General features: G+C 76.9%; 8 protein-coding genes. 6 read left to right on the top strand and 2 right to left on the bottom strand.

All coding sequences use genetic code 11. From position 1 onward, the window contains the following. The first annotated feature begins 108 nt into the window (after window positions 1-108). The 6 genes from RLT57_RS27675 to RLT57_RS27650 all read left to right on the top strand — a co-directional run bounded on the left by RLT57_RS27675 (window position 109) and on the right by RLT57_RS27650 (window position 7851). A complete protein-coding gene (locus RLT57_RS27675) occupies window positions 109-1917 on the top strand; it encodes an ABC transporter ATP-binding protein (RefSeq protein ID WP_311299970.1) in 1809 nt (602 codons plus the stop codon). Then, window positions 1914-3782: an ABC transporter ATP-binding protein gene (locus RLT57_RS27670; protein ID WP_311299969.1), complete on the top strand. Its 1869-nt coding sequence runs from the start codon at window positions 1914-1916 to the stop codon at window positions 3780-3782. The genes RLT57_RS27675 and RLT57_RS27670 overlap by 4 nt, the downstream gene beginning before the upstream one ends. A 98-nt stretch (window positions 3783-3880) precedes the next feature. After that, a complete protein-coding gene (locus RLT57_RS27665; RefSeq protein ID WP_399129960.1) occupies window positions 3881-4915 on the top strand; it encodes an ATP-binding cassette domain-containing protein in 1035 nt (344 codons plus the stop codon). Next, window positions 4912-5715 (top strand): ABC transporter permease, encoded by an 804-nt coding sequence (locus RLT57_RS27660; protein ID WP_311299967.1) that lies wholly within the window; start codon window positions 4912-4914, stop codon window positions 5713-5715. The genes RLT57_RS27665 and RLT57_RS27660 overlap by 4 nt, the downstream gene beginning before the upstream one ends. After that, window positions 5712-6518 (top strand): ABC transporter permease, encoded by an 807-nt coding sequence (locus RLT57_RS27655; RefSeq protein ID WP_311299966.1) that lies wholly within the window; start codon window positions 5712-5714, stop codon window positions 6516-6518. The genes RLT57_RS27660 and RLT57_RS27655 overlap by 4 nt, the downstream gene beginning before the upstream one ends. A gap of 304 nt (window positions 6519-6822) precedes the next feature. Further along, on the top strand, window positions 6823-7851 hold the full coding sequence (locus RLT57_RS27650) for an ABC transporter substrate-binding protein (protein ID WP_311299965.1): 1029 nt from the start codon (window positions 6823-6825) through the stop codon (window positions 7849-7851). 86 nt (window positions 7852-7937) lie between these two features. On the opposite strand, the gene RLT57_RS27645 is transcribed toward RLT57_RS27650, so the two are convergent. Both RLT57_RS27645 and RLT57_RS27640 read right to left on the bottom strand, forming a co-directional pair. Further along, the gene (locus tag RLT57_RS27645; protein ID WP_311299964.1) at window positions 7938-13562 is read right to left on the bottom strand and encodes an SDR family NAD(P)-dependent oxidoreductase; all 5625 of its coding nucleotides are present in this window, start codon (window positions 13560-13562) and stop codon (window positions 7938-7940) included. A 3-nt stretch (window positions 13563-13565) separates the two neighbouring features. Beyond that, window positions 13566-19820, bottom strand: a complete 6255-nt coding sequence (locus RLT57_RS27640; RefSeq protein WP_311299963.1) for a polyketide synthase — start codon at window positions 19818-19820, stop codon at window positions 13566-13568. Window positions 19821-20090: the final 270 nt, after the last annotated feature.

Here is a 20090-nt window from a genome sequence, read left to right as displayed (position 1 = left end):
TGAAGCAGGCTCGGAGGGATTCAAGTTAAGTATGCCTTACCTTGCTTGATAGTTACGGCCTGTTGTAAAGTCTGGCCGGTCTCCAGCGGCACCACTGAGGAGTCGGCCATGAGCCGTGCACCGGCCACTGCCGGAACCAAGGACTTCCGCGTCCTCACCGAACCCGTCCGGGCGGCCCTGTTCACGGCCGGCGCGCTGCAAGCGGTCGCGGCGGTGCTCGCGCTGGTGCCGTTCGCCGCGGTGTACGAGCTCGCCGACCACTTCCTGCGCGGCTCGGGCGGCGCGGGCCGGGCCTGGACGATCGCGGCCGTGGCGGGCGGCGCCGCCGTGGCGCAGTTCCTGGTCGGCAGCGCGGCGGTGGCGGTCAGCCACCGCGCGGACGCCGACCTGGCGCTCGACCTGCGCCGGCGCATCGCCGACCGGCTGCGCAGGGCGCCGCTCGGCTGGTTCACCCGGGGCACCAGCGGAACCGTGCAGGCCGCGTTGCAGGACGACCTGGAAGAGATGCACTACGCGGTCGCGCACGCCCGGCTGGATCTGACGGCCGCCACGGTGGCCCCGGTCGCGGCGCTGGCCTGGCTGTTCACGGTGAGCTGGCAGCTGACCCTGCTCACCCTCCTTCCGACGGCGGTCTTCGTCGCGATGCAGAAGGTCGTCCTGGCGCGGGCCGGCGGCGGGCGGCACGAAGTCGCCGCGGCGATGCGGGCGGTGCACTCGGCGGTGGTCGAGTTCGTCCAGGGCATCGCGGTGGTGAAGCTCTTCGGCCGCACCCGGCAGGCGCACCACCGCTTCGCCGAGGCCGTCGACGACTACCACCGCACGTTCAGCGGCCTCAACGCGCCGGTGCTGCGGCTGATCTCGCTCGGCACCGCCGCGGTGGCGCCGGTGACGGTACTGGCCGTCGTGCTGCTGGGCGGGACGGGGCTGGTCGCCGCGGACGTCGTCGACCCGGTCGACGTACTGCCGTTCGTCCTGCTCGGGCTGGGACTCGCCGCGCCGGTGCAGGCCCTCGGTCAGGCGGCGGGCGGTATGCGCTCCGCCGAGGCCGCCGCCGGGCGGGTGCGGGAGCTGCTGGCCGCGCCGGAGCTGGCCGAGCCCGAACTGCCGAAGGTCCCGGACGGCGGGCGGGTCGAGTTCGACCACGTCACCTTCGCCCACACGCCCGGGACACCGGTGCTGCACGACGTGCACGCGGCGCTCGAACCGGGCACGCTCACCGCCCTGGTCGGACCGTCCGGCGCGGGGAAGTCGACGCTGGCCGCGCTCACCGCCCGGTTCTTCGACGTGGACGCCGGCGCGGTGCGGATCGGCGGCGTGGACGTACGGGAGATCGCCCCGGCCGTGCTGTACCGGCAGGTCGGCTTCGTGTTCCAGGACGCGCCGCTGCTGCGGACGACCGTCGAGGACAACATCCGGCTGGGCCGGCCGGACGCCTCCGCGCAGGAGGTGCGCCGGGCTGCGCGGGCCGCCGGGATCGACGAGGTGGTCGGCGCGCTGCCCCGCGGCTACGCCTCGGTCGTCGGCGAGGACGCCCGGCTCAGCGGCGGCGAGGCGCAACGCCTCGCGGTGGCCCGGCTGCTGCTCGCCGATCCGCGGGTGCTGATCCTGGACGAGGCGACCGCGTACGCCGATCCCGGCTCGGAGGCCGCCGTGCAGCGGAGCCTGTCCCGGCTGGCCGCCGGCCGCACGGTGCTGGTGGTCGCGCACCGGCTCGCCACGGTCACCGCGGCCGACCGGATCCTGGTGCTGGAGGGCGGCCGGATCGTGGAGCGCGGCACGCACGGCGAACTGCTCGCGGCCGGCGGGGTCTACCGGCGGATGTGGGACGCGCAGCGACGGCAGGACCCGGCGACCGGGACGGACGGCCGTACCCCGGCCGCGGCCGGCGCGGCCCGGACGACGGAGGTGTCCCGATGAGTTCTCCCGCGATCTCCCGGCCGGCGGCCGGGGCCGCCGCCCCGGCCGGCCCGGCCGCCCGGTCCCGCTCGGTGCTCGGCCGGCTCTTCACCGTCGTCGGCCCCCGGCTGGCGCCCGAACTGCGCCGGCAGGTCGTCCGGGTGGCCGCCTACTCCGTACTGCAGGGTGTGACGTTCGTCCTCGCGGCGCCGGCGCTGCGCGCCCTGCTGGACGGCGACCGGACGGCCGCCTGGTGGTGGGCCGGGGCGGTCGCGGCCTGCGCCGCGCTCACGCTGGTGGCGCGGCACGCGCAGGCGATGGGCGGCTTCCGGGTCGGCCTGGCCACCATCAACGCGCTGCACCACCGGCTCGGCGATCACATGGTGACACTGCCGCTGGGCTGGTTCTCCGCGCGGCGCGGCGACCGGCTGACCCGGCTGGTGGGCCAGGGCACCAAGGACGCCAGCGGCATCGTCGCGCACCTGCTGGAGCCGCTGCTGACCGGCGTGCTGACCCCCGCCGTCGTGCTGGTGGGGGTCTTCGCCTGGGACTGGCGGCTCGGGCTGACGCTGCTGGTGTGCGCCCCGGTGCTGTACGCGGTCCACCGGTGGAGCGCCGTACTCGCCGCCAAGGTCGACGACCAGCTGGACGAGGCCGCCGCCGAGGCGAACGGCCGGGTGGTGGAGTTCGCGCGGGCGCAGAGCGTGCTGCGGGCCGGCGGTCCCGACGGGCTCGGTTCCGCGCTGCTGGACGACAGCCTGGCCGCCCAGGACCGCGAGACCCGGCGCCGCTCCCGGGCCGACGCGCCGGCCCGGCTGCTGTTCGGCGTCACCGTGCAGCTGGGGGTGGCCGCCGCGCTGGTGGTGGGCGCCGCCCGGCTGCTGGACGGGGCGGACGCCGGCACACTGGTGGCGCTGCTGGTGCTCACGGTCCGGTTCGCCGAGCCGGTGGCGGCGGTGGCCGGCCTGTCCACCGCGCTGCGCACCTCGGTGGCCGCGCTGGAAGGGGTGGCCGAGGTGCTCGCGGCCCGTCCGCTGCCGGAGCCGGCCGAACCCGCCGTCATCGACGGCCCGGCGGAGGGGCGGCAGGCCCTGGCGGTGGAGTTCCGCGACGTGCGGTTCGGCTACGAGGCGGACCGGCCGCCCGTCCTGGACGGTGTGACGTTCCGGGCCGAACCGGGAACGGTGGTCGCCCTGGTGGGCGCGTCCGGCTCCGGCAAGACCACGGTGACCCGGCTGGTGGCGCGGTTCTTCGACGTGGCCGGCGGCTCGGTGCGGGTCGGCGGCCACGACGTACGCGACCTGACGGCGGGCCAGCTCGCCGGGATGCTCGCGGTGGTCTTCCAGGACGTCTACCTCTTCGACGACACCGTGTACGAGAACATCCGGGCCGGCCGGCCCGGCGCCACCGACGCCGAGGTCGAGCGGGCGGCGCGGCTGGCCCGGGTGGACGACATCGTGGCCCGGCTGCCGGACGGCCCGCGGACCCGGGTCGGCGAGGGCGGCGCGGCACTGTCCGGCGGGGAGCGCCAGCGGGTGTCGCTGGCCCGGGCGCTGCTGAAGGACGCGCCGGTCGTGCTGCTCGACGAGGCGACCGCCTGGCTGGACGCGGAGAACCAGGCCGCGGTCCAGCGCACGCTGGCCGAACTGTCCGGCCGTCGCACGCTGCTGGTCGTGGCGCACCGGCTGGAGACGGTCGTCGGCGCCGACCTGATCGTGGTGCTCGACGGCGGCCGGGTCGCCGAGACCGGCACCCACCAGGAGCTGCTGGCCAAGGAGGACGGCCGGTACGCGGCCTTCTGGCGCGAACGTGCGGGTGTCGGCGGCTGGCGGCTGGACGCCGCGCCCGCGGACGCCCCGGAACCGGAGGAGGTGCGGACACCGTGACCCGGCTCGGGAACAGCGGCGGCGACGCGGCGGGCACCGCGGGCGCCGGGGAGCCGGACGGCGCCCGCGCGGACCGGGCCGCGGCGCCGGCCGTCGTCGTGGCGGAGGACCTGCGGCTGTCGTATGGCACCCATACCGCGCTGGACGGGCTGTCGCTGACGGTCGGCGCGGGCGAGATCGTCGGGCTGCTCGGCCCCAACGGGGCCGGCAAGACCACCACCGTCAACATCCTGTCGACGCTGGAGCGGCCGGATTCGGGGTCCGCGCGGGTCGCGGGCCACGACGTACGCGCCGCGCCGGCCGCGGTGCGCGGGGTCATCGCGCTGACCGGGCAGTACGCGGCGGTCGACGAGGAGCTGACCGGCCGGGAGAACCTGGTGCTGTTCGCCCGGCTGCTGGGGCTGCGCAAGGGCGCGGCGAGAGAGCGGGCCGCCGCGCTCCTGGCGGAGTTCGACCTCGCCGAGGCAGCCGACCGGCGGGCGGCGACGTACTCGGGCGGCATGCGCAGGCGGCTCGACCTGGCCGCCGGGCTCGTCCGCGACCCCGCGGTGGTCTTCCTGGACGAGCCGACCACCGGGCTCGACCCGCGCAGCCGGCTCGCGCTGTGGGACGCCGTCCGCGGCCTGCGGGCCCGGGGTGTGGCGGTCCTGCTGACCACGCAGTACCTGGAGGAGGCGGACCGGCTGGCGGACCGGATCGTGGTCGTCGACCGGGGCCGGGTGATCGCCACCGGCACCCCACAGCAGCTGAAGCAGCAGGTCGGCGGCACGTTCTGCGCGGTGACGCCGGCCGACCCGGCGGACACCGGGCGGGTGCTGGCGGCGCTGGCCGGACTGGACGCGGCCCGGCGGGAGGACGCCGTGGTGCTGCCCGCGCCCGACGGGCCGGCGACGCTGGCCGAGGTGGTCGGGAGGGTGGAGGCGGCCGGTGTCGCGCTGACGGACATCGCGCTGCGCCGCCCCTCGCTCGACGAGGTGTTCCTCGCGCTGACCGGCCGCCCCGCCGAAGGGGCCGCCGGGACGGGCAGCGCAGGCGGCACGGACCCGGCCGGCGCGGACGGCGCCGCCGGCCCGTCGGGCGCGGGCGGCACCACGGCGTCCTCCCGCGCCGGCCGGAACGGGGCGGCGAGGTGACCCGGACGAGCCCGGCACCGGTCCCCTCCGCCGCCTCGCCGCTGGCGCAGGGGTGGGTGCTGGCCCTGCGGGCGGTCACCCTGCTCAGGCGGGACACCGCCGAGATCTCCGGAGCGGTCGTCGCGCCGCTGGTGTTCTTCACCGGCTTCTACGTGCCGCTGCGCGGCGTGATGGAGCAGCGCGGCGTCGACTACGTCCAGTGGCTGCCGCCGATCGTCGTGCTGCAGTCGATGCTGTTCGTGGCGATGAGTTCGGCGGACGCGATCGCCGCCGACGTCCAGCGGGGCATGTTCGACCGGTTCCGTACGATGCCGCTGGTACGGCTCGCGCCGGTCGTCGGGCGGCTGGGCGCGGACCTGTGCCGGGCGCTGGTGGCCTCGGCCGCCGCGATCGGGACGGCCGCCGCCTTCGGCTTCCGGTTCCGGGCCGGGGCGGCGGACGCGGTCGGGTTCGTGGCGCTGGCCGTGGCGTTCGCGCTGTGCCTGTCCGTCGGGTGCGTCGCGCTCGGCCTCGCGGTGGGCAACCCCGAGCACACCGCCTCGGCGATGCTGGTCCCGCAGCTGCTGCTGACCATGCTGTCGACCGGCTTCACCCCGGTGACCGGCTTCCCCGGCTGGATCAGGCCGTTCGTCCGCAACCAGCCGGTCTCACAGGCGGCGGACGCGCTGCGGGCGCTGGCCTCCGGCGGCCCGGCGGCCCGCCCGGTGCTGGTCACGGCGGCGTGGCTGCTGGTGCTGCTGGCCGTGTTCGGCCTGCTGGCCGGGCGGGCCCTGGGCCGGACGAAGGGCGGCCGGCGATGAGTGTCCCGAGCACCCCGGCGCCGACCGGGACCGCCCTGGCGCAGAGCGGGTTGCAGGCCGGGCGGCTGCTGCGGCGGTGGTCGCGGTCGCCGATCGTCTTCGTGCAGGCGCTGGTCTTCCCGGTGTGCCTGCTGCTGGTCTTCCGGCTGGTGTTCGGCGACACCGTCGCCGCGTCCTCCGGCGGGAACAGCCTCAACCGCTTCCTGCCCCTGGCGACCCTGGTCGGGACGGTGTTCGGCGGGGTCGGCAGCGGCGCGTCACTGGTGCTGGAACGGCGGTCCGGGCTGCTCGACCGGTTCCGGGCGCTGCCGGTGCACCGCTCCTCGCTGCTGCTCGGGCGGCTGGCGGCGGAGCTGGTCCGGGCGCTGCTGACGGCGGTGGTGTTCCTCGCGGTCGGCTACGTGCTGGGGTTCCGGGCGGCCGGCGCCGGCGGCGCGGCGGCGCTGCCGCTGTTCGTGGCGGTCCCGGTCCTGCTCGGGTCCGGTTTCTCGGCGCTGGTGTGCGCGGTGGCCGCGCACGCGCGCAGTGTCGCCGCGCTGAGCGGGCTGTCCCTGCTCTTCACGCTGATGCTGTTCTTCAACACCGGGTTCGCGCCGATCGACTCCTACCCGGGGCCGCTGCGCCCGCTGGTGCGCGCGCTGCCGCTGAGCTGCGGGGCGGACGCGATGCGCGGCCTGGCCGGCGCCGGGGCGATCGGTAGGCCGCTGCTGGGCGTCCTCGCCTGGACGGTCGGCCTGGCCGCCGTGTTCGGCGCCGTGGCCGTACGCGGACTGTCCGCGCCGGCCCGGCACAACGGGACGTGACACGGGAGCGCGGACGACTCGACCCATGAACGGCGCCCGGCCCCGGCGCCCCGTACCGCCCGGTCCACCGCTCGACCGGCCACCCGACGTACCGCCACGCCCGACCGGCGCGCCCGACGACGTACGCGCCCTGCGCCGTGGACGCCCCTGACGTACGCGCCCGGTGACGTACCCCCTGACGGCGGCCCCGCCGCCCCACCCGGCGGCGGCCCTGCCGCCTTACTCCCCCCGACCCCCCGCACCGCGGCGGTGACGCCCGCGGACCCGTCCATCTCGTTCGTTCCACCTCGACCGGAGGCACCCTGTGTTCCGCACCATCAGACGCCCGTTCCGTTCGCTCGCCGCCGCCGCGGCCGTCGGCGGACTGCTGCTCGCCGTGAGCGCCTGCGGCTCGGACCCGTCCGACGACGCCAAGGCCCCCACCGGGGCGACCACACCGGCGGCGACCGCCGGCGCTTCGTCGTCCGACTTCCCGCTGACGCTCCAGGACTCGCTGGGCAGCGTCCGGATCCCCGCCGCGCCCCAGCGGGTCGTCGTGCTCAGCTCGGTCGACCTCGACGCGGCGCTGGCGGCGGGCGTGGTGCCGGTGCTCGCGCCGAAGAACGTCTTCACCGCCGACGGCACCTACCCCTGGCTCCAGGGCAGGCTGACCAAGGACACCGAGCTGGTCTCCACGATCAGCGCGCTGCCGTTCGAGCGGATCGCCGCGCTCCAGCCGGATCTCATCCTGGACACCGGCGACTACACGGCGAAGGACAACTACGCCAAGCTGTCGCAGATCGCACCGACCGTGGCCCCGCTGACCTCGGCCGCCACCGACTCCTGGCAGGACCGGCAGCGGCTGGTCGGCAAGGCGCTGGGCCGGCAGGCCGAGTCCGACCGGGCGGTGCGGCAGGCGCAGGACGCGGTCACCGCGGCCAAGGCGACGTACCCGGGTCTGGCCGGGAAGACCTTCAGCGTCACCTACGCCGCCGCCGTGGACCAGATCGTCACCCTGTCCTCGCCGCACGACTTCGCCGTGGGGTTCCTGCAGTCCCTCGGGCTGCGGCAGGCCCCCGCGCTCACCGAACTGGCCAAGAACAGCGTGGGGGTCGGCACGGTGAGCCAGGAGCGGCTGGACGTGCTCTCGGCCGATCTGATGATCAGCGCGTACCAGACGCCCGACCTGGAGAAGAAGGTCGGCGAGTCGGCGCTGATGCGGTCGGCCGCCACCGGGCACACCTTCCAGGTCGTCGACCTGACCACCATCACCTTGCTGCGCAACCCCTCGACGCTGGGGCTGCCGTGGGTGCTCGACCGGCTCGCGCCGGCCCTCGCCAAGGCCGCCGGCTGATCCCCGCGCCCGCGCGGGCGACGTGAGCGGCGGTGCCCGGGACCGAGGTCCCGGGCACCGCCGCTCACGCGTACCGGTCGGCCCGGTCAGCGGCCCCGCCCGGTCGCGGCCCGCAGCCGCCGCTCGGCCCGGGATCGGCCCCGGCCGCCCGCGGCGGGGGCCGCGCCGCCGGGCTCCAGCGCCTCGGCCAGCGCGCGGACCGTCGGGCGGCGGAACAGCTCCACCATCGCCAGCTCCCGGCCGAGCCGCTCCTGGAGCAGGCCGTGCACCCGGGTAGCCTGGAGCGAACCTCCGCCCAGATCGAAGAAGTTGGAGCCGCGGGTGATGTCGCCGACCCCCAGCACCTCGGCCCAGGTCGCGGCGATGACGGCCTCGACACCGGGCCGGGGCACACCGTCGGCGCCGCCCGCGTCCCGGCCGGTCCCGGCGAGCCGGTCGCGTACGACGTCCCCGGAGACCGGATCCACCGGCAGCGCGTCGAGCACCGCCGCGCGGTGCGCGAACGGCGTGCCGAACCGGTCGGACCCCGGCTCCCCCAGCGCCGCCGCCGACTCCCCGTACGCGGTCAGTTCCTGGAGCGCCTCGGGCGGCCCGGTCAGCTGCGCGGCGATCCAGGGGCGGGCCGGATCGAGTCCGACCAGCTGGTGCGGGGCGGCCCGCTCCAGCGCGACGGCCAGTGCGGCCAGTGCCTCGGCGGGCGGCAGGACGCGGTAGCCGCGCGCCCGGGTCAGCCCCTTGAGCGGGTAGCCGGCGCTCATCCCGGTCTCGTCCCACATGGTCCACGCCAGGCTGTACGCGTCCAGGCCGTAGGCCTCCCGCTGGTGGACCGCGAGCGCGTCGAGGTAGGCGTTGGCGGCGGCGTATCCGGCGACCGAGGCGCCGCCGAAGAAGCCGTTGACCGAGGAGAAGGAGACGAAGAGCGTGCCGGGCCGGTCCCGCAGCAGGTGGTGCAGGATCCGGGCGCCCTCGGTCTTGGCGGCCATCGCCTCGTCGAGGTCGGCGGCGCCGCACCGCTCCAGCGGGATCTCCCGGTAGGTCCCGGCCAGGTGCAGCACCCCGTCGAGCGGGGCTCCCCAGCGCTGCTCGGCGTCCCGCAGCACGCGGCCGACGGCGTCGGCGTCCCGGATGTCGGCGACCGCGTACTCGGCCCGCGGGTCGCGGTGCCCCGGCTCCGGGGCGCGGCCCAGGCACAGCACCCGGGCGCCGTAGGTCCCGGTCAGCTCCGCCACCAGCAGCCGGCCGACGCCGCCGGAGCCGCCGGTTACCAGGTACCGGCCGCCGTGCCGGAAAGGCGCCCCCCGGCGGGCGGGCCGGGCGGTCGGCTGGGCGGACGCGGCGGCGGGGGCGGGGGAGGCGGGCACGGTGGACGGGGCGGCGGGCACGGACGGCGCCCGGCGTTCGGCGGGGGCCAGCCGGCGGACCAGCCGGCGTCCGGCGCGGTAGGCGACGGCGCCTTCCCGGGGCAGCCGGGCCAGCTCGGCGAGAAGCACCCGTACGGTTCCTTCGGGGTCGTCCGGCGGGATGTCCAGGTGCACGACCCGGGTGTCCGTCCGCTCGTGTCCGAGCGTGGCCACCGCCCCGGCCAGCGGCGCCCGTTCGTACGCGGGCGGATCGTGCGGCAGAACGTGCCGGGCGTGGCTGGTGACCACGTACACCGCGGCGGCCCCGGCACCTTCCCGTGTCAGCCGCGGCAGGCCGTGCAGCTCGGCGCGGGCGAGCGCGGGGTCGGTCCGCGGCGGCCCGCCGTACGCGCGCAGGTCGACCACCGCGGCGGGCGGGCCGGCCAGCGCGGCGGGGGCGGCGCCGCCGAGCACGACGCACCGGCGGCCGGCCGCCTCCAGGGCGCGGGCGAGCGGCTCGGCGAGGCCCCCGGGGTCGGGCAGGACCACCACGGTGCCGGTGTGCGGGGCCCCGGCCGGGACCGGGGGCAGGGCGCGCGGGCGCCACTCGGGGCGGTGGAAGTGGTCGGGGACGGTGCCGGTATCGGTGCCGGTGCGCGCCGCGAAGCCGCCGGCTTCGAACCGGGCGCGGAGCGCGGCGCGCTGGATCTTGCCGATCTCGGTCTTGGGCACCTCCGCGCGTTCGACGGCGAGCACGTGGCGGGGGTTGACGCCGACGCGGTCACGGACCGCCTGACGGACCCGGCGGACGGCCTCGTCCGCCGCGGCCGCGCCCCGCGGGTGGAAGAAGACGGCCAGCTCGTCGGTGGTGGCGGCGGCGGTCCTGACCGCGACCGCCGCGGTGAACGACGGCTCCACGCAGTCCAGTTCCTCGACCACGGACTCGATCTCGTGGCTGTGGTGGTTGACGCCGTTGAGGATCACCACGTCCTTGGCGCGGCCGGTGAGGGTGAGCCGGCCGTCCCTGATCCGCCCGAGGTCACCGGTGTCGAACCAGCCGTCCGCGGTGAACGCGGCGGCGTTCTGCTCCGGAGCGGCGAGGTAGCCGGTGGTGACGGTGGACCCGCGGACCTGGAGCCGGCCGGTCTCCCCCTCGGCCAGCACCCGGGGCAGGCCGGCGGCGCCCGGCTCACCGCCGACGATCCGCACCGCACAGCCGGGCAGCGGGGCGCCGACCTCCACGAACGCGTCGTCGTCGGTGGTGTCCGCGAGCCGGAAGCGGTCGGAGTAGACCATCGCGGAGGACGTCTCCGACATCCCCCAGGCGGGCCGCAGCGCGCTCTGCGGCAGGCCGTACGGGGCGAGCAGCCGCAGCCAGCGGCGGGCGGTCCTGGCCACGATCGCCTCGCCGGCGTTCATCACGAACCCCAGCCGGGACAGGTCCCACCCGGCGCCGCGCCGGTCCAGCTCCGCGGCGCGGTCGTTGACCAGGCCGAAGGCGAAGTTGGGGGCCCAGGTGACGGTGGCGCGGAAGCGGTCGGCGGCGTCCAGCCAGCGCAGCGGGTCCTGGAGCACCCAGCGGGTGGGGGCGTGCACCTGCCGGCAGCCGAGGAAGACGTCCCGCAGGTGGAACATCACCACCCCGCCGACGTGGTCCAGCGGCAGCCAGTTGAGGGTGACGTCGTCCGCGCGGAGGCCGCCCGCGGCGGCGGTGGCGGCGCTGCGGGCCAGGATGTTGCGGTGGCGGAGCACCACGGCCTTGGGGCGGCCGGTGCTGCCGGAGGTGAGCATGAGCAGCACGGGGTCGTCCGGGTCGGCGGGGCGCGGCTCGGCCGGCTCGGCCGCCGCGGCGAGGTCGTCGGCGCCGACCGCGCGCAGCCGCGGCCGGTCCGCCGCGGCGGCCGTGCGCAGTTCGGCGAGCCGTCCGGCGGCGGTGACGACGAGCGGCTGGCCGAGGAGTTCCCAGGCGCCCCACAGCCGGTCGGTGGCGGCGTCGCGGGCCCGGTAGTCGGCGGGTACGGCCAGCGGTACGGCGATCTGGCCGCCGAGCAGGCAGGCCCACAGGACGGTCGTGAAGTCGGTGTGGTCCTCCAGTTGCAGGAGCACCCGGTCCCCGGCGGACAGGCCCAGCGCGCGCAGCCCGGCCAGCGCGCGCAGCGCCCGGTCGCGCAGCTCGCCGTAGGTCAGCCGGGTCTCGGCGCCGTCGGCGCCGATCACCACCAGGTCCCCGGTGCCGGACGCGGCGGCCCGTAGCAGGCTGTCGAGGAGCGTACGGTCCTCGGTCGCGGTGGGCGGGCCGCCGTCGACGAGCGCGGCGGGGCGGCCGGCCGGCGGGTCCGCCGGGCCGGGGGCGGAAGCGCTGCCGCCGTCCCCGACCGGGTGCGGGCCGTCGGCGCCGGGCGGCGGGAGGGGGACGGGCACCCGGCGCAGCGGCGCGGGTTCGACGGGGGTGGGTACGACGGCGATCGGCTCACCGGGGTGCCGGTCGCGCAGGCGGGCCTCCAGGCGGCGGGCCTCGGCCGGGTCGGGCACCGGCAGCCGCAGCAGCGCGGCGACGTCCACCGCGCCGTCCGGGGTCAGCGGAAGCCGGCTGACGGGGACGACGGAGCCGGGGGCCGGCAGCCGGGCGGCGAGCGCGGCGAGGTCCAGGGGGCCGGCCGGGACGGCGTAGGCGATCAGTTCGGCCGCGGCGTCGTCGGCGCCCACCGGGATCCGCGGCAGGACGGCGATGTCGGCGAGGCCGGCGGCGGCCTCCAGCAGCCGCTCCTCCAGGGCGGCGATGTCGACCGGCCGGCCGCCGATCTCGACGACGCCGGGCACCCGCCCGTCCGGGCCGACGGCGGACAGCACCCGGACCGTGCCGTCGGGCCGGACCAGGGCGCGCTGCCCGGTCCTGGCGCCCGCGGCCGTCCGCACGTCGCCCGGGGCGCCCTCGGGTGGCACCCGGCCGCCGTCGTCCAGCACCAGCAGCGGGCCGTGGGCCGCCATGCGTGCGCGCAGGCGGCGCTCCTCCTCGTCGTCGCGCAGCGGCAGGTCGCGGAGCCGGGCCGCGGGGTCGCGGACCGCGGCGGCCAGCAGGGCGCGGTAGTGGGCGACGAGGCGTTCGGCGGTGGCTCGGTCGAACAGGTCGGTGTCGAAGACGAGCGAGCCGCGCAGCCGGTCCGGGTGCTCCCACACGTGCAGTTCGAGGTCGAAGCGGGTCGACTCCTCCTCGTCGTCGAGCCGTTCGACGTCCAGGCCGCCGAGTTCGAGCCGCTGGTCGGCGAAGTTCTGCAAAGCGAAGAGGGTGTCGAACAGCGGGTTGCCGCCGCCGTCGCGGCCCGCGCCGAGTGAGCGGACGATGCTGTCGACGGGGGTGTCCTGGTGGGCCAGCACGTCCAGCGACGCGGCACGTACCCGGCCCAGCAGCCCGGCGAACGTCAGTGTCCCGGCCACATCCACCCGCACCGGCAGGGTGTTGACGAACAGCCCCATCAGCGGCGTCAGTTGGGCGTTGTCCCGGTTGGCGAGCAAGGTGCCGACGACGATGCGCTCACCGGCGCCGTAGCGGTGCAGCAGCGCGTTCCAGGCGGCCAGCAGCGTCATGTGCAGGGTGACGCCGTGCCGTCCGGCGACGTCGCGCAGCTCCCGGTGGGCCGCGGGCGGCAGTTCGAAGTCGAGCCGGGCGCCGCGGAAGGACGGCCGGGCGGGGCGGGGCCGGTCGGTGGGGAGGGTGAGCCGCGGCGGCTGCTCGCCGAGTATCCCGCGCCAGTGGTCGAGCCGGGCGGTGAGGGCCTCGGGGGTCAGGGTGGCGCGCTGCCATTCGGCGTAGTCGGCGTACTGGACGGTCAGTTCGGGCAGCCGTGGCCGGTGGCCGTCGCGGTCCGCCCGGTAGAAGGCGTCGAGTTCGCCGACGAGCAGGCCGAGCGACCAGCCGTCGGTGGCGATGTGGTGCAGGCAGAACACCAGGAGGTGGTCGTCGGCGGCCAGCCGCAGCAGCCGGGCGCGGACCGGTGGACGGGCGGTGAGGTCGAACGGCTCGCGGACCACTTCGCGCACGCTCGCCCGGACCCGGGGGTCGGCTTCCGCGGGTTCCGCGGGCGGCGTGTCCAGGGCGTGCGTCTCCAGCGGTACGGCCGCCCGCTCGTGGACGAACTGGCTCAGGGCGCCGTCCGGACCGGTCGCATAGGTGGTGCGCAGGATCTCCTGGCGGGCCACCACCCGGTCCAGCGCGCGGGCCAGCCGGCCGGGGTCGAGCGGTCCGCGCAGCCGCAGGACGAGCGGCACGTTGTAGGAGGGGTTGCCGGGGTCGAGGCGGTGGAAGAACCACATGCGCTCCTGGTCGTAGGAGGCCGGGAACTCCAGCGGGGCGGGGGTGATGTCGGACGGCATCGGTCAGTCCTCCACGGTGGTCCGGGCGGCGGCCCTGCGGGGGCTGGGGGCGATGGCCGCGGCGACGGGGGCGCCGTCGCGGCGGGACGCCTCGATGAGGTCGGCCAGTACGGCGACGGTGGGGTTGCCCGCGTCGAAGAACGCCCGGACCGACAGCGCCACGCCCAGCTGCTCCCGCAGCCGGGTGACCAGTTGCATGGCGAGCAGCGACTCGCCGCCGAGGTCGAAGAAGTCGTCGTGCGCCCCGACCCGGTCGACGCCGAGGACGGTCTGCCAGGTACGGGCCACCGTCCGTTCCAGTTCGGTGCGCGGCTCGGTGTACGGGGTGTCCAGGTCCGGCCGCAGGTTGAAGGCGGAACCGCCTCCGTACAGGCCGCCGGATGGGGTCTGCGGTTCGGGGGCGGTTCCGGCGGTGGTGGGCGTGGAGGTGGTGCCGACGGCGGTGGGGGTGGGCGTGGCCGGCCGGGCCGCGTCGTCGACGAGTTTGAGGACCAGCGGTCCGCCGCCGTCGGAGAGCGCGCCGAGGGCTGCGGCCAGCGCGGTGGCGGTCCGGTGCGGCAGGATCTCCACGCTCGCCCCGGCTTCCTCCAACCGCCCGATGCGCGCGCTGCGTTCGGCGGCCCCGTCCGGTAGCGCCCGGCGGGCGACCAGCAGGGCGTGGTCGGCGTCCCGCAGCAGCCCGGTGTCCCGCGGGTGGACGCGTACCTCGTCGTAGCCCGCCGCTTCGAGCAGTGTCCGCCAGCCGGCGGGCGGCAGCAGCGGGGAGTGCTCGCGCAGGTCGTCGGCGAAGTACCACCAGCCGGCGAAGAGGCCGGCCGTCATCATGGACGGGCGCCGCTGCGTGGTCGCCTCCAGCAGGAACAGCCGTCCGCCGTCGCCGAGCAGCGACCGGACGTTGGCCACGGTCCGGTGCAGGTCGGGGGTCGCGTGCAGCACGTTGAAGGCGAGGACCACGTCGAAGCCGCCGGCGGGGTAGCCCTGCGGGCCCGGGTCGGCGGAGATGTCGAGGACGCCGAACCGCATGAAGTCGAGGTCCTTGTCGGCGGCGGTGCGCTGGCCGGCCAGGACGAAGGACCTGCCGAGGTCGGTGAAGTGGTACTCCACGCCGGGGATGCCCTTGAGGGCGTCGGCCACGTCCCAGGTCAGGTAGCCGCGTCCGGCGCCGACCTCCAGCACCCGCAGCCGCCCGCCGCGGGCCTGCCGGGCCAGCCGGGCCACCGCCTGCGCGACGAGCCGGGTGTGCACGGCCACGTCGCTGGTGCCGACCCGCTGGTCCACCACGTCCTGGGAGATGTCGCCGGCGCCGTCCGGCAGCAGCACCTGGTGGCCTTCCACCGCGCCGGTGAAGACCTCGGGGTAGCGGGCGGCGCAGCGTTCCAGCAGGTCGAGTTCGTCGGCGCGGTCGGGGTGGCGGGCCAGTACGGCGGCGCTCAGCGCGTCGATGCCGGGGTCGGCGCCGAGGTCGCCGTCCTGGCCGGGCGGCGCCTGGAAGGTCAGCGCGCCGGCGGCGCCCGCGGTCAGGTGCCCGTCGGCGGCCAGCATGGCGAGCATGGCGTCCAGGAAGGGCCGGTAGCCGGGGACGACGCCGATGTCGGCGGCGACGCGGTCGGCGGTGGTGGTGCTGCCGGGCGCGGTACGCACGCCCGCGTCGTGCAGGAAGCGCAGCGTGTAGCGGGCGCACAGCCGGTCCAGGTCGCGCTGGAGGTCGGCGGGGGGATGTACGACGGTGATCCGCTGGCGCAGCAGCTCGTCGTCCTCGGTGAGCAGGCCCGCCTCCCGCACCGGGTCGATGTGCGCGACCGCCGCGCGGGTCGGCCCGGCAAGCGGGCCCGACGGGTCCAAGGGGTCCGGCAGGGCCGGGCCCGACGGCGTCGCCGGGTCCACCGGCTCCGCCGGGTCGGTGAGCAGGAGTCGGCTGCCGGCGGCGGCCAGGTCCAGGGCGCGGGCGAAGGCGGGGTCGCGCAGGCCGTCCGGGATCAGGTAGGTGCCGGGCTCGGCGGCGGGCCGGGGCGCGTCGACCCAGTAGCGGCGGCGCTGGAAGGCGTAGCCGGGCAGCGGCACGCGGCGGCGGGGGCGGTCGTCGTAGGGGGCGTGCCGGCCGATCGTGCCGCCGGCCGCCCACACCGCGCCGAGCGCGCCCACCAGGGCCTCGCTGTCGCCGTGGCCGTCGCGCGGGTGCCGCATGGCCGGTACGGCGGTGGCCTCGCGGCCCAGCTGGAGCCCGGCCAACCGGGTCAGGCCCCGCCCGGGGCCGGTCTCGACCAGCACCGGGCGGCGCGCGTCGTGCAGCGTGGTGAGGCCGTCGGCGAACCGCACGGTCTGCCGGGTGTGCCGCAGCCAGTAGCCCGGGTCGGTGGCCTGCTCGGGGGTGAGCGGGACGCCGGTCACGTTGGAGATCAGCGGGACGCGGGGGGCGTGCAGGGCGACCCGGGCCAGCGCCTCGGCGTACTGCGGCAGGATGGGCTCCAGCAGCGCGGAGTGGACGGCGGTGGCCAGCCGCAGCCGCGAGTGGTCCACGCCCTGCTCGGTCAGCCGGGCCTCCAGCGCCTCGATCTCGGCGACCGGCCCGGAGACCGAGCAGTGCAGCGGCCCGTTGACGGCGGCGACGCCGAGTCCGCCGGTGAGCCGGTCGCGCAGCTGCTCCTCGGCGAGCAGCACGCTGATGGTGGCGCCGCCGGCCAGCAGCATCAGCCGCTCCCGTTCGGCGACCAGCGGCAGCACGTCCTCCAGCGAGATGACACCGGCCAGGCACGCGGCGGTGTACTCCCCGAGGCTGTGGCCGAGCAGCGCGGCCGGGCGCACCCCGTACGCCTCCAGTTGGCGGGCGACCGCGTAGCCGGTGGCGACCACGCCGGCGAACCCGGCGCCGTCGCGGGCGAGTTCGGCGTGCAGGTCCCGGCCGTGGCCGTCCATGATCGCGGCGCACCGGTCGAGTTCGGCGCGGAAGACCGGTTCACCGCGGTGGAGTTCGGCGCCCATGCCGGCGAACTGGGTGCCGCCGCCCGGCAGCAGGAAGGCCACCGGTCTGCCGTCGGTCGCCCGGTCGGTGCTGCCGCCGCTGCCGCGCAGCGCCCGCGCCGCGGCGGCGGTGCCGGCGGCGGCGACCGCCCGGCGGTACGGGAACTCCTCGCGTCCGGAGCGCAGGGTGTGGGCGACGTCGCGCAGCTCCAGCCACGGGTGGGCGTCGAGGTGGTCGGCCAGCGCCGCCGCTCCTTCGGCAAGGGCCTGCGGGGACTTGGCGGAGACGGTCACCAGGTGGTGGCGGGAGTCGGTGGCCGGGGCGCCGCCGGTGGGGAGCGCGGACCGGGCCGGTGCCTCCTGGAGGACGACGTGCGCGTTGGTGCCGCCGATGCCGAAGGCGCTGACCCCGGCCCGGCGCGGGACGCCCGGGGTGCGCTGCCACGGGGTGCGGCCGGTGGCGACCCGGAACGGGCCGCCGTCCAGCGGGATCAGCGGGTTGGGCCGCTCGAAGTGCAGGCTGGGCGGGATGAGTTCGTGCTCCAGGGCGAGCACCGTCTTGATCACCCCGGCGATCCCGGCGGCGGCGTCCAGGTGCCCGATGTTGGTCTTGACCGAGCCAATGGCGCAGAACCCGGGGCGGTCGGCGGTGTCCGGGTCGGTGGAGAAGGCGTCGACGAGGGCCTGGAGTTCGATCGGGTCGCCCACCGGGGTGCCGGTGCCGTGCGCCTCGACGTACGAGATGGAGCCCGCCGCCACGCCGGCCGCCGCGTGGGCGGCGAGGATGACCTCGGTCTGGCCCTCGGCGCTGGGCGCGGAGAAACCGGCCTTGCGGTCGCCGTCGTTGTTGACCGCCGACCCCTTCACCACCGCCCGGATGGTGTCGCCGTCGGCGAGCGCGTCCGCGAGCCGCTTGAGCACGACCACGCCGACCCCGTCACCGGGGAACATGCCGTCGGCCGCCGCGTCGAACGAACGGCAGCGCCCGTCGGGGGACAGCGGACCGTCCGGCAGGTAGTGGTAGCCCATCTTGGGCGACGGGTTGAGAGAGGCGCCGCCGGCCAGCGCGACGTCGCACTGGTGGTCCAGCAGGTCCCGGCAGGCCAGGTGCAGGGCCACCAGCGAGGTGGAGCAGGCGGTCGCGACGGTGATGCCCGGTCCGGTGAGGCCCAGTTCGTAGCAGACCCGGGTGGCGAAGGAGCTGGGCGAGTTGGCCGAGACGGCGGGCAGCAGCGCCATCGAGTTGGGGGCGCCGGCGATGTGCGGGTGGACCTGGTTGAGGAAGTAGCGGCTCTGGCTCGCGCCCGCGTAGACCCCGACCGGTCCCGGGTACTCGCGCGGCGCGCAGCCGGCCTGCTCCAGGGCGTGGTGGGCGCATTCGAGGAACAACCGCTGCTGCGGATCGAGGAGTTCGGCCTCGGTCGGCCGGTAGCCGAAGAAGGCCGCGTCGAACAGGTCGATGCCCTCCACGGCCGCCTCGACCTTGACCAGTCCCGGGTCGGCCAGCTCGCGCGGGTCGTGGCCGGCCGCGACGAACTCCTCGTCGGTGAAGGGCACGGCGGTCTCCCGGCCCTCGGCGAGCACCTCCCAGAAGCCGTCCAGGGTGGGTGCGCCGGGGAAGCGGCCGGCCATGCCGACGATGGCGATGTCGAGCTCCGGGTCGTAGTCCGGGTCGTGGTTCGGGTCGTGGGCCGGTTTGGGGTCGGGCACGGGGTCGGGCACGGGGTCGGGCACGGGGTCGGAGAGGGGGGCGGGCTGAAGGGTGCGTTCTGGCATGGCGGTCGTCTCTTCCTGACGCGGCCCGGGTGGGCGGTCGGCACCGGTGGGGTGGGCGGGGTGGGCGGGGTGGGCGGACTGCGCCGGGGGCCCCGGACGCGCGGCCAGCTCCTCGATCAGCGCGGCGAACCGGTCGGCGAGGTGCTGGGTGGTGGAGGCGGTGAACATGTCGGTGCGGGCGGTGACGGTGACGGTCATCCCGCCCCCGCCGTCCGCGTCGTCGGCCACGTCCAGGACGAGGTCGAAGCGGGCCGTCCCGGGGTCGAGCGGGTACTCGGCACAGCGCACGCCGGGCAGGTCCAGGCCGCGCAGCAGGCTGGACCGGTGGGAGAACATCACGTCGAACAGCCGTGGCGTGCCGCCGCCCCGGTCCGGGCGGGCGTCCTCCACCACGGTCTCGAACGGCACGTCCTGGTGCGCGTACGCCTCGGCGCACAACTCCCGCACCCGCGCGACCAGTTCGGGGAAGGCGGGGTCCTCGCCCGGCGGTCCAGCGTCGACCGGCAGCACGATGACGTTGCCGAAGTTGCCGATCACCGGCTCGAACTCCGGCCGGGGCCGGCTGACCACGGGCGTGCCGAAGGGGATCCGCCCGGTGCTGCCGTGCCGGCGCAGCAGCAGGGCGGCTGCGGCCAGCAGCACCATGTACGGCGACGCCTGCTCGGTCCTGGCCAGCGCCCGGACGCCTTCGGCGGCGTGCCGGGACACCGCGGACCTGCGCCGCACCCCGCGGCCGGGCGGCCGGCCCGGTCGCGGCTGGTCGGCGGGCAGCCGCACCGCACCGCCGGGCCCGGCCAGCAGCTGCCGCCAGTAGGCGCGGGAGCGCTCGAAGGCGGCGCCGCGCGGCTGCGCGGCCTCCCAGCGGGCGAAGTCGGCGTACTGGCGGGCCGCGGGGGGCGGCGCCGGCCGGTCCCGGTAGGCGGCGGACACCTCGCCGAGCAGGATCTCCCAGGACAGGTCGTCGCAGGCGATGTGGTGGACGGTCAGGAACAGCAGGTGCTCGGCCGGCCCCCGGCGCAGCAGCAGCAGGCGCAGCGGCAGGTCGGCGGCGAGGTCGAACGGCACGTCGGACCAGGCGCGTACGGCAGGCTCGGGGTCCTCACCGGGCGGCAGGTCGCGGACCTCGAACGGGACGTCGGCCGTCTCCGGGGCGGCGACCTGGACGGGGTCGCCCGGCGGGTCGCCGCGGTAGAGCGTCCGCAGCACCCCGTGCCGCCCGGCCGCCGCGGCGAACGCCCGCCGCAGCCGCGCCGCGTCCAACGGGCCCGTCAGCCGCACCCCGACGGTGAGGTGGTACGCCGGGTCGGCGGGCGCCAGCCGGTGCAGGAACCACATACGGCGCTGCGCGTGCGAAAGCGGCGCGGGCAGCCGCGGCCCCGCCGCCCCGGTGGCCGCGGCCGGCCCCGTGGGAGCGGCCGGCCCCGTGGGAGCGGCCGGCCCCGTGGGAGCGAGCCCCCGCCCGGCCAGCATCCGCCGCAGCAGCTCCCGCCTGCGCTCCCCCACCGTCGCCTCGTCCCCGCTCACGACGCCACCTCCGAGGACGCGACCGCCCGCCCCCGCCTCCGACCGCCGCCCCCGGCGCACCACCGCACGGCAGCGAACGGACCCGGCTCCGCACCTCTTACGGCCCCGCCCCCGAAGGCACGGCAGGCCGGGCCGCGCGCCCGGTCCCGGCACACCGGCCGCAACCGCACGACGACGGCCGGGACCGTCCCCGCACTCCTCCCGGCACCGGCCCCGAAAGCACGGCCGGCAAAGCCGCGCGCCCGGTCCGCGCGGGCCGCGCGGCACCGC

Source organism: Streptomyces sp. ITFR-21 (assembly GCF_031844685.1).
Lineage (GTDB): Bacteria > Actinomycetota > Actinomycetes > Streptomycetales > Streptomycetaceae > Actinacidiphila.
The sequence above is the reverse complement of the archived record's forward strand: the minus strand, read 5'-3'. Positions and strand labels throughout refer to the sequence as shown.

Coding starts and splice junctions, on each gene's coding strand:
- RLT57_RS27675 (WP_311299970.1), top strand. CDS start 109: ATGAGCCGTGCACCGGCCACTGCCGGAACCAAGGACTTCCGCGTCCTC.
- RLT57_RS27655 (WP_311299966.1), top strand. CDS start 5,712: ATGAGTGTCCCGAGCACCCCGGCGCCGACCGGGACCGCCCTGGCGCAG.
- RLT57_RS27645 (WP_311299964.1), bottom strand. CDS start 13,562: ATGCCGTCCGACATCACCCCCGCCCCGCTGGAGTTCCCGGCCTCCTAC.
- RLT57_RS27670 (WP_311299969.1), top strand. CDS start 1,914: ATGAGTTCTCCCGCGATCTCCCGGCCGGCGGCCGGGGCCGCCGCCCCG.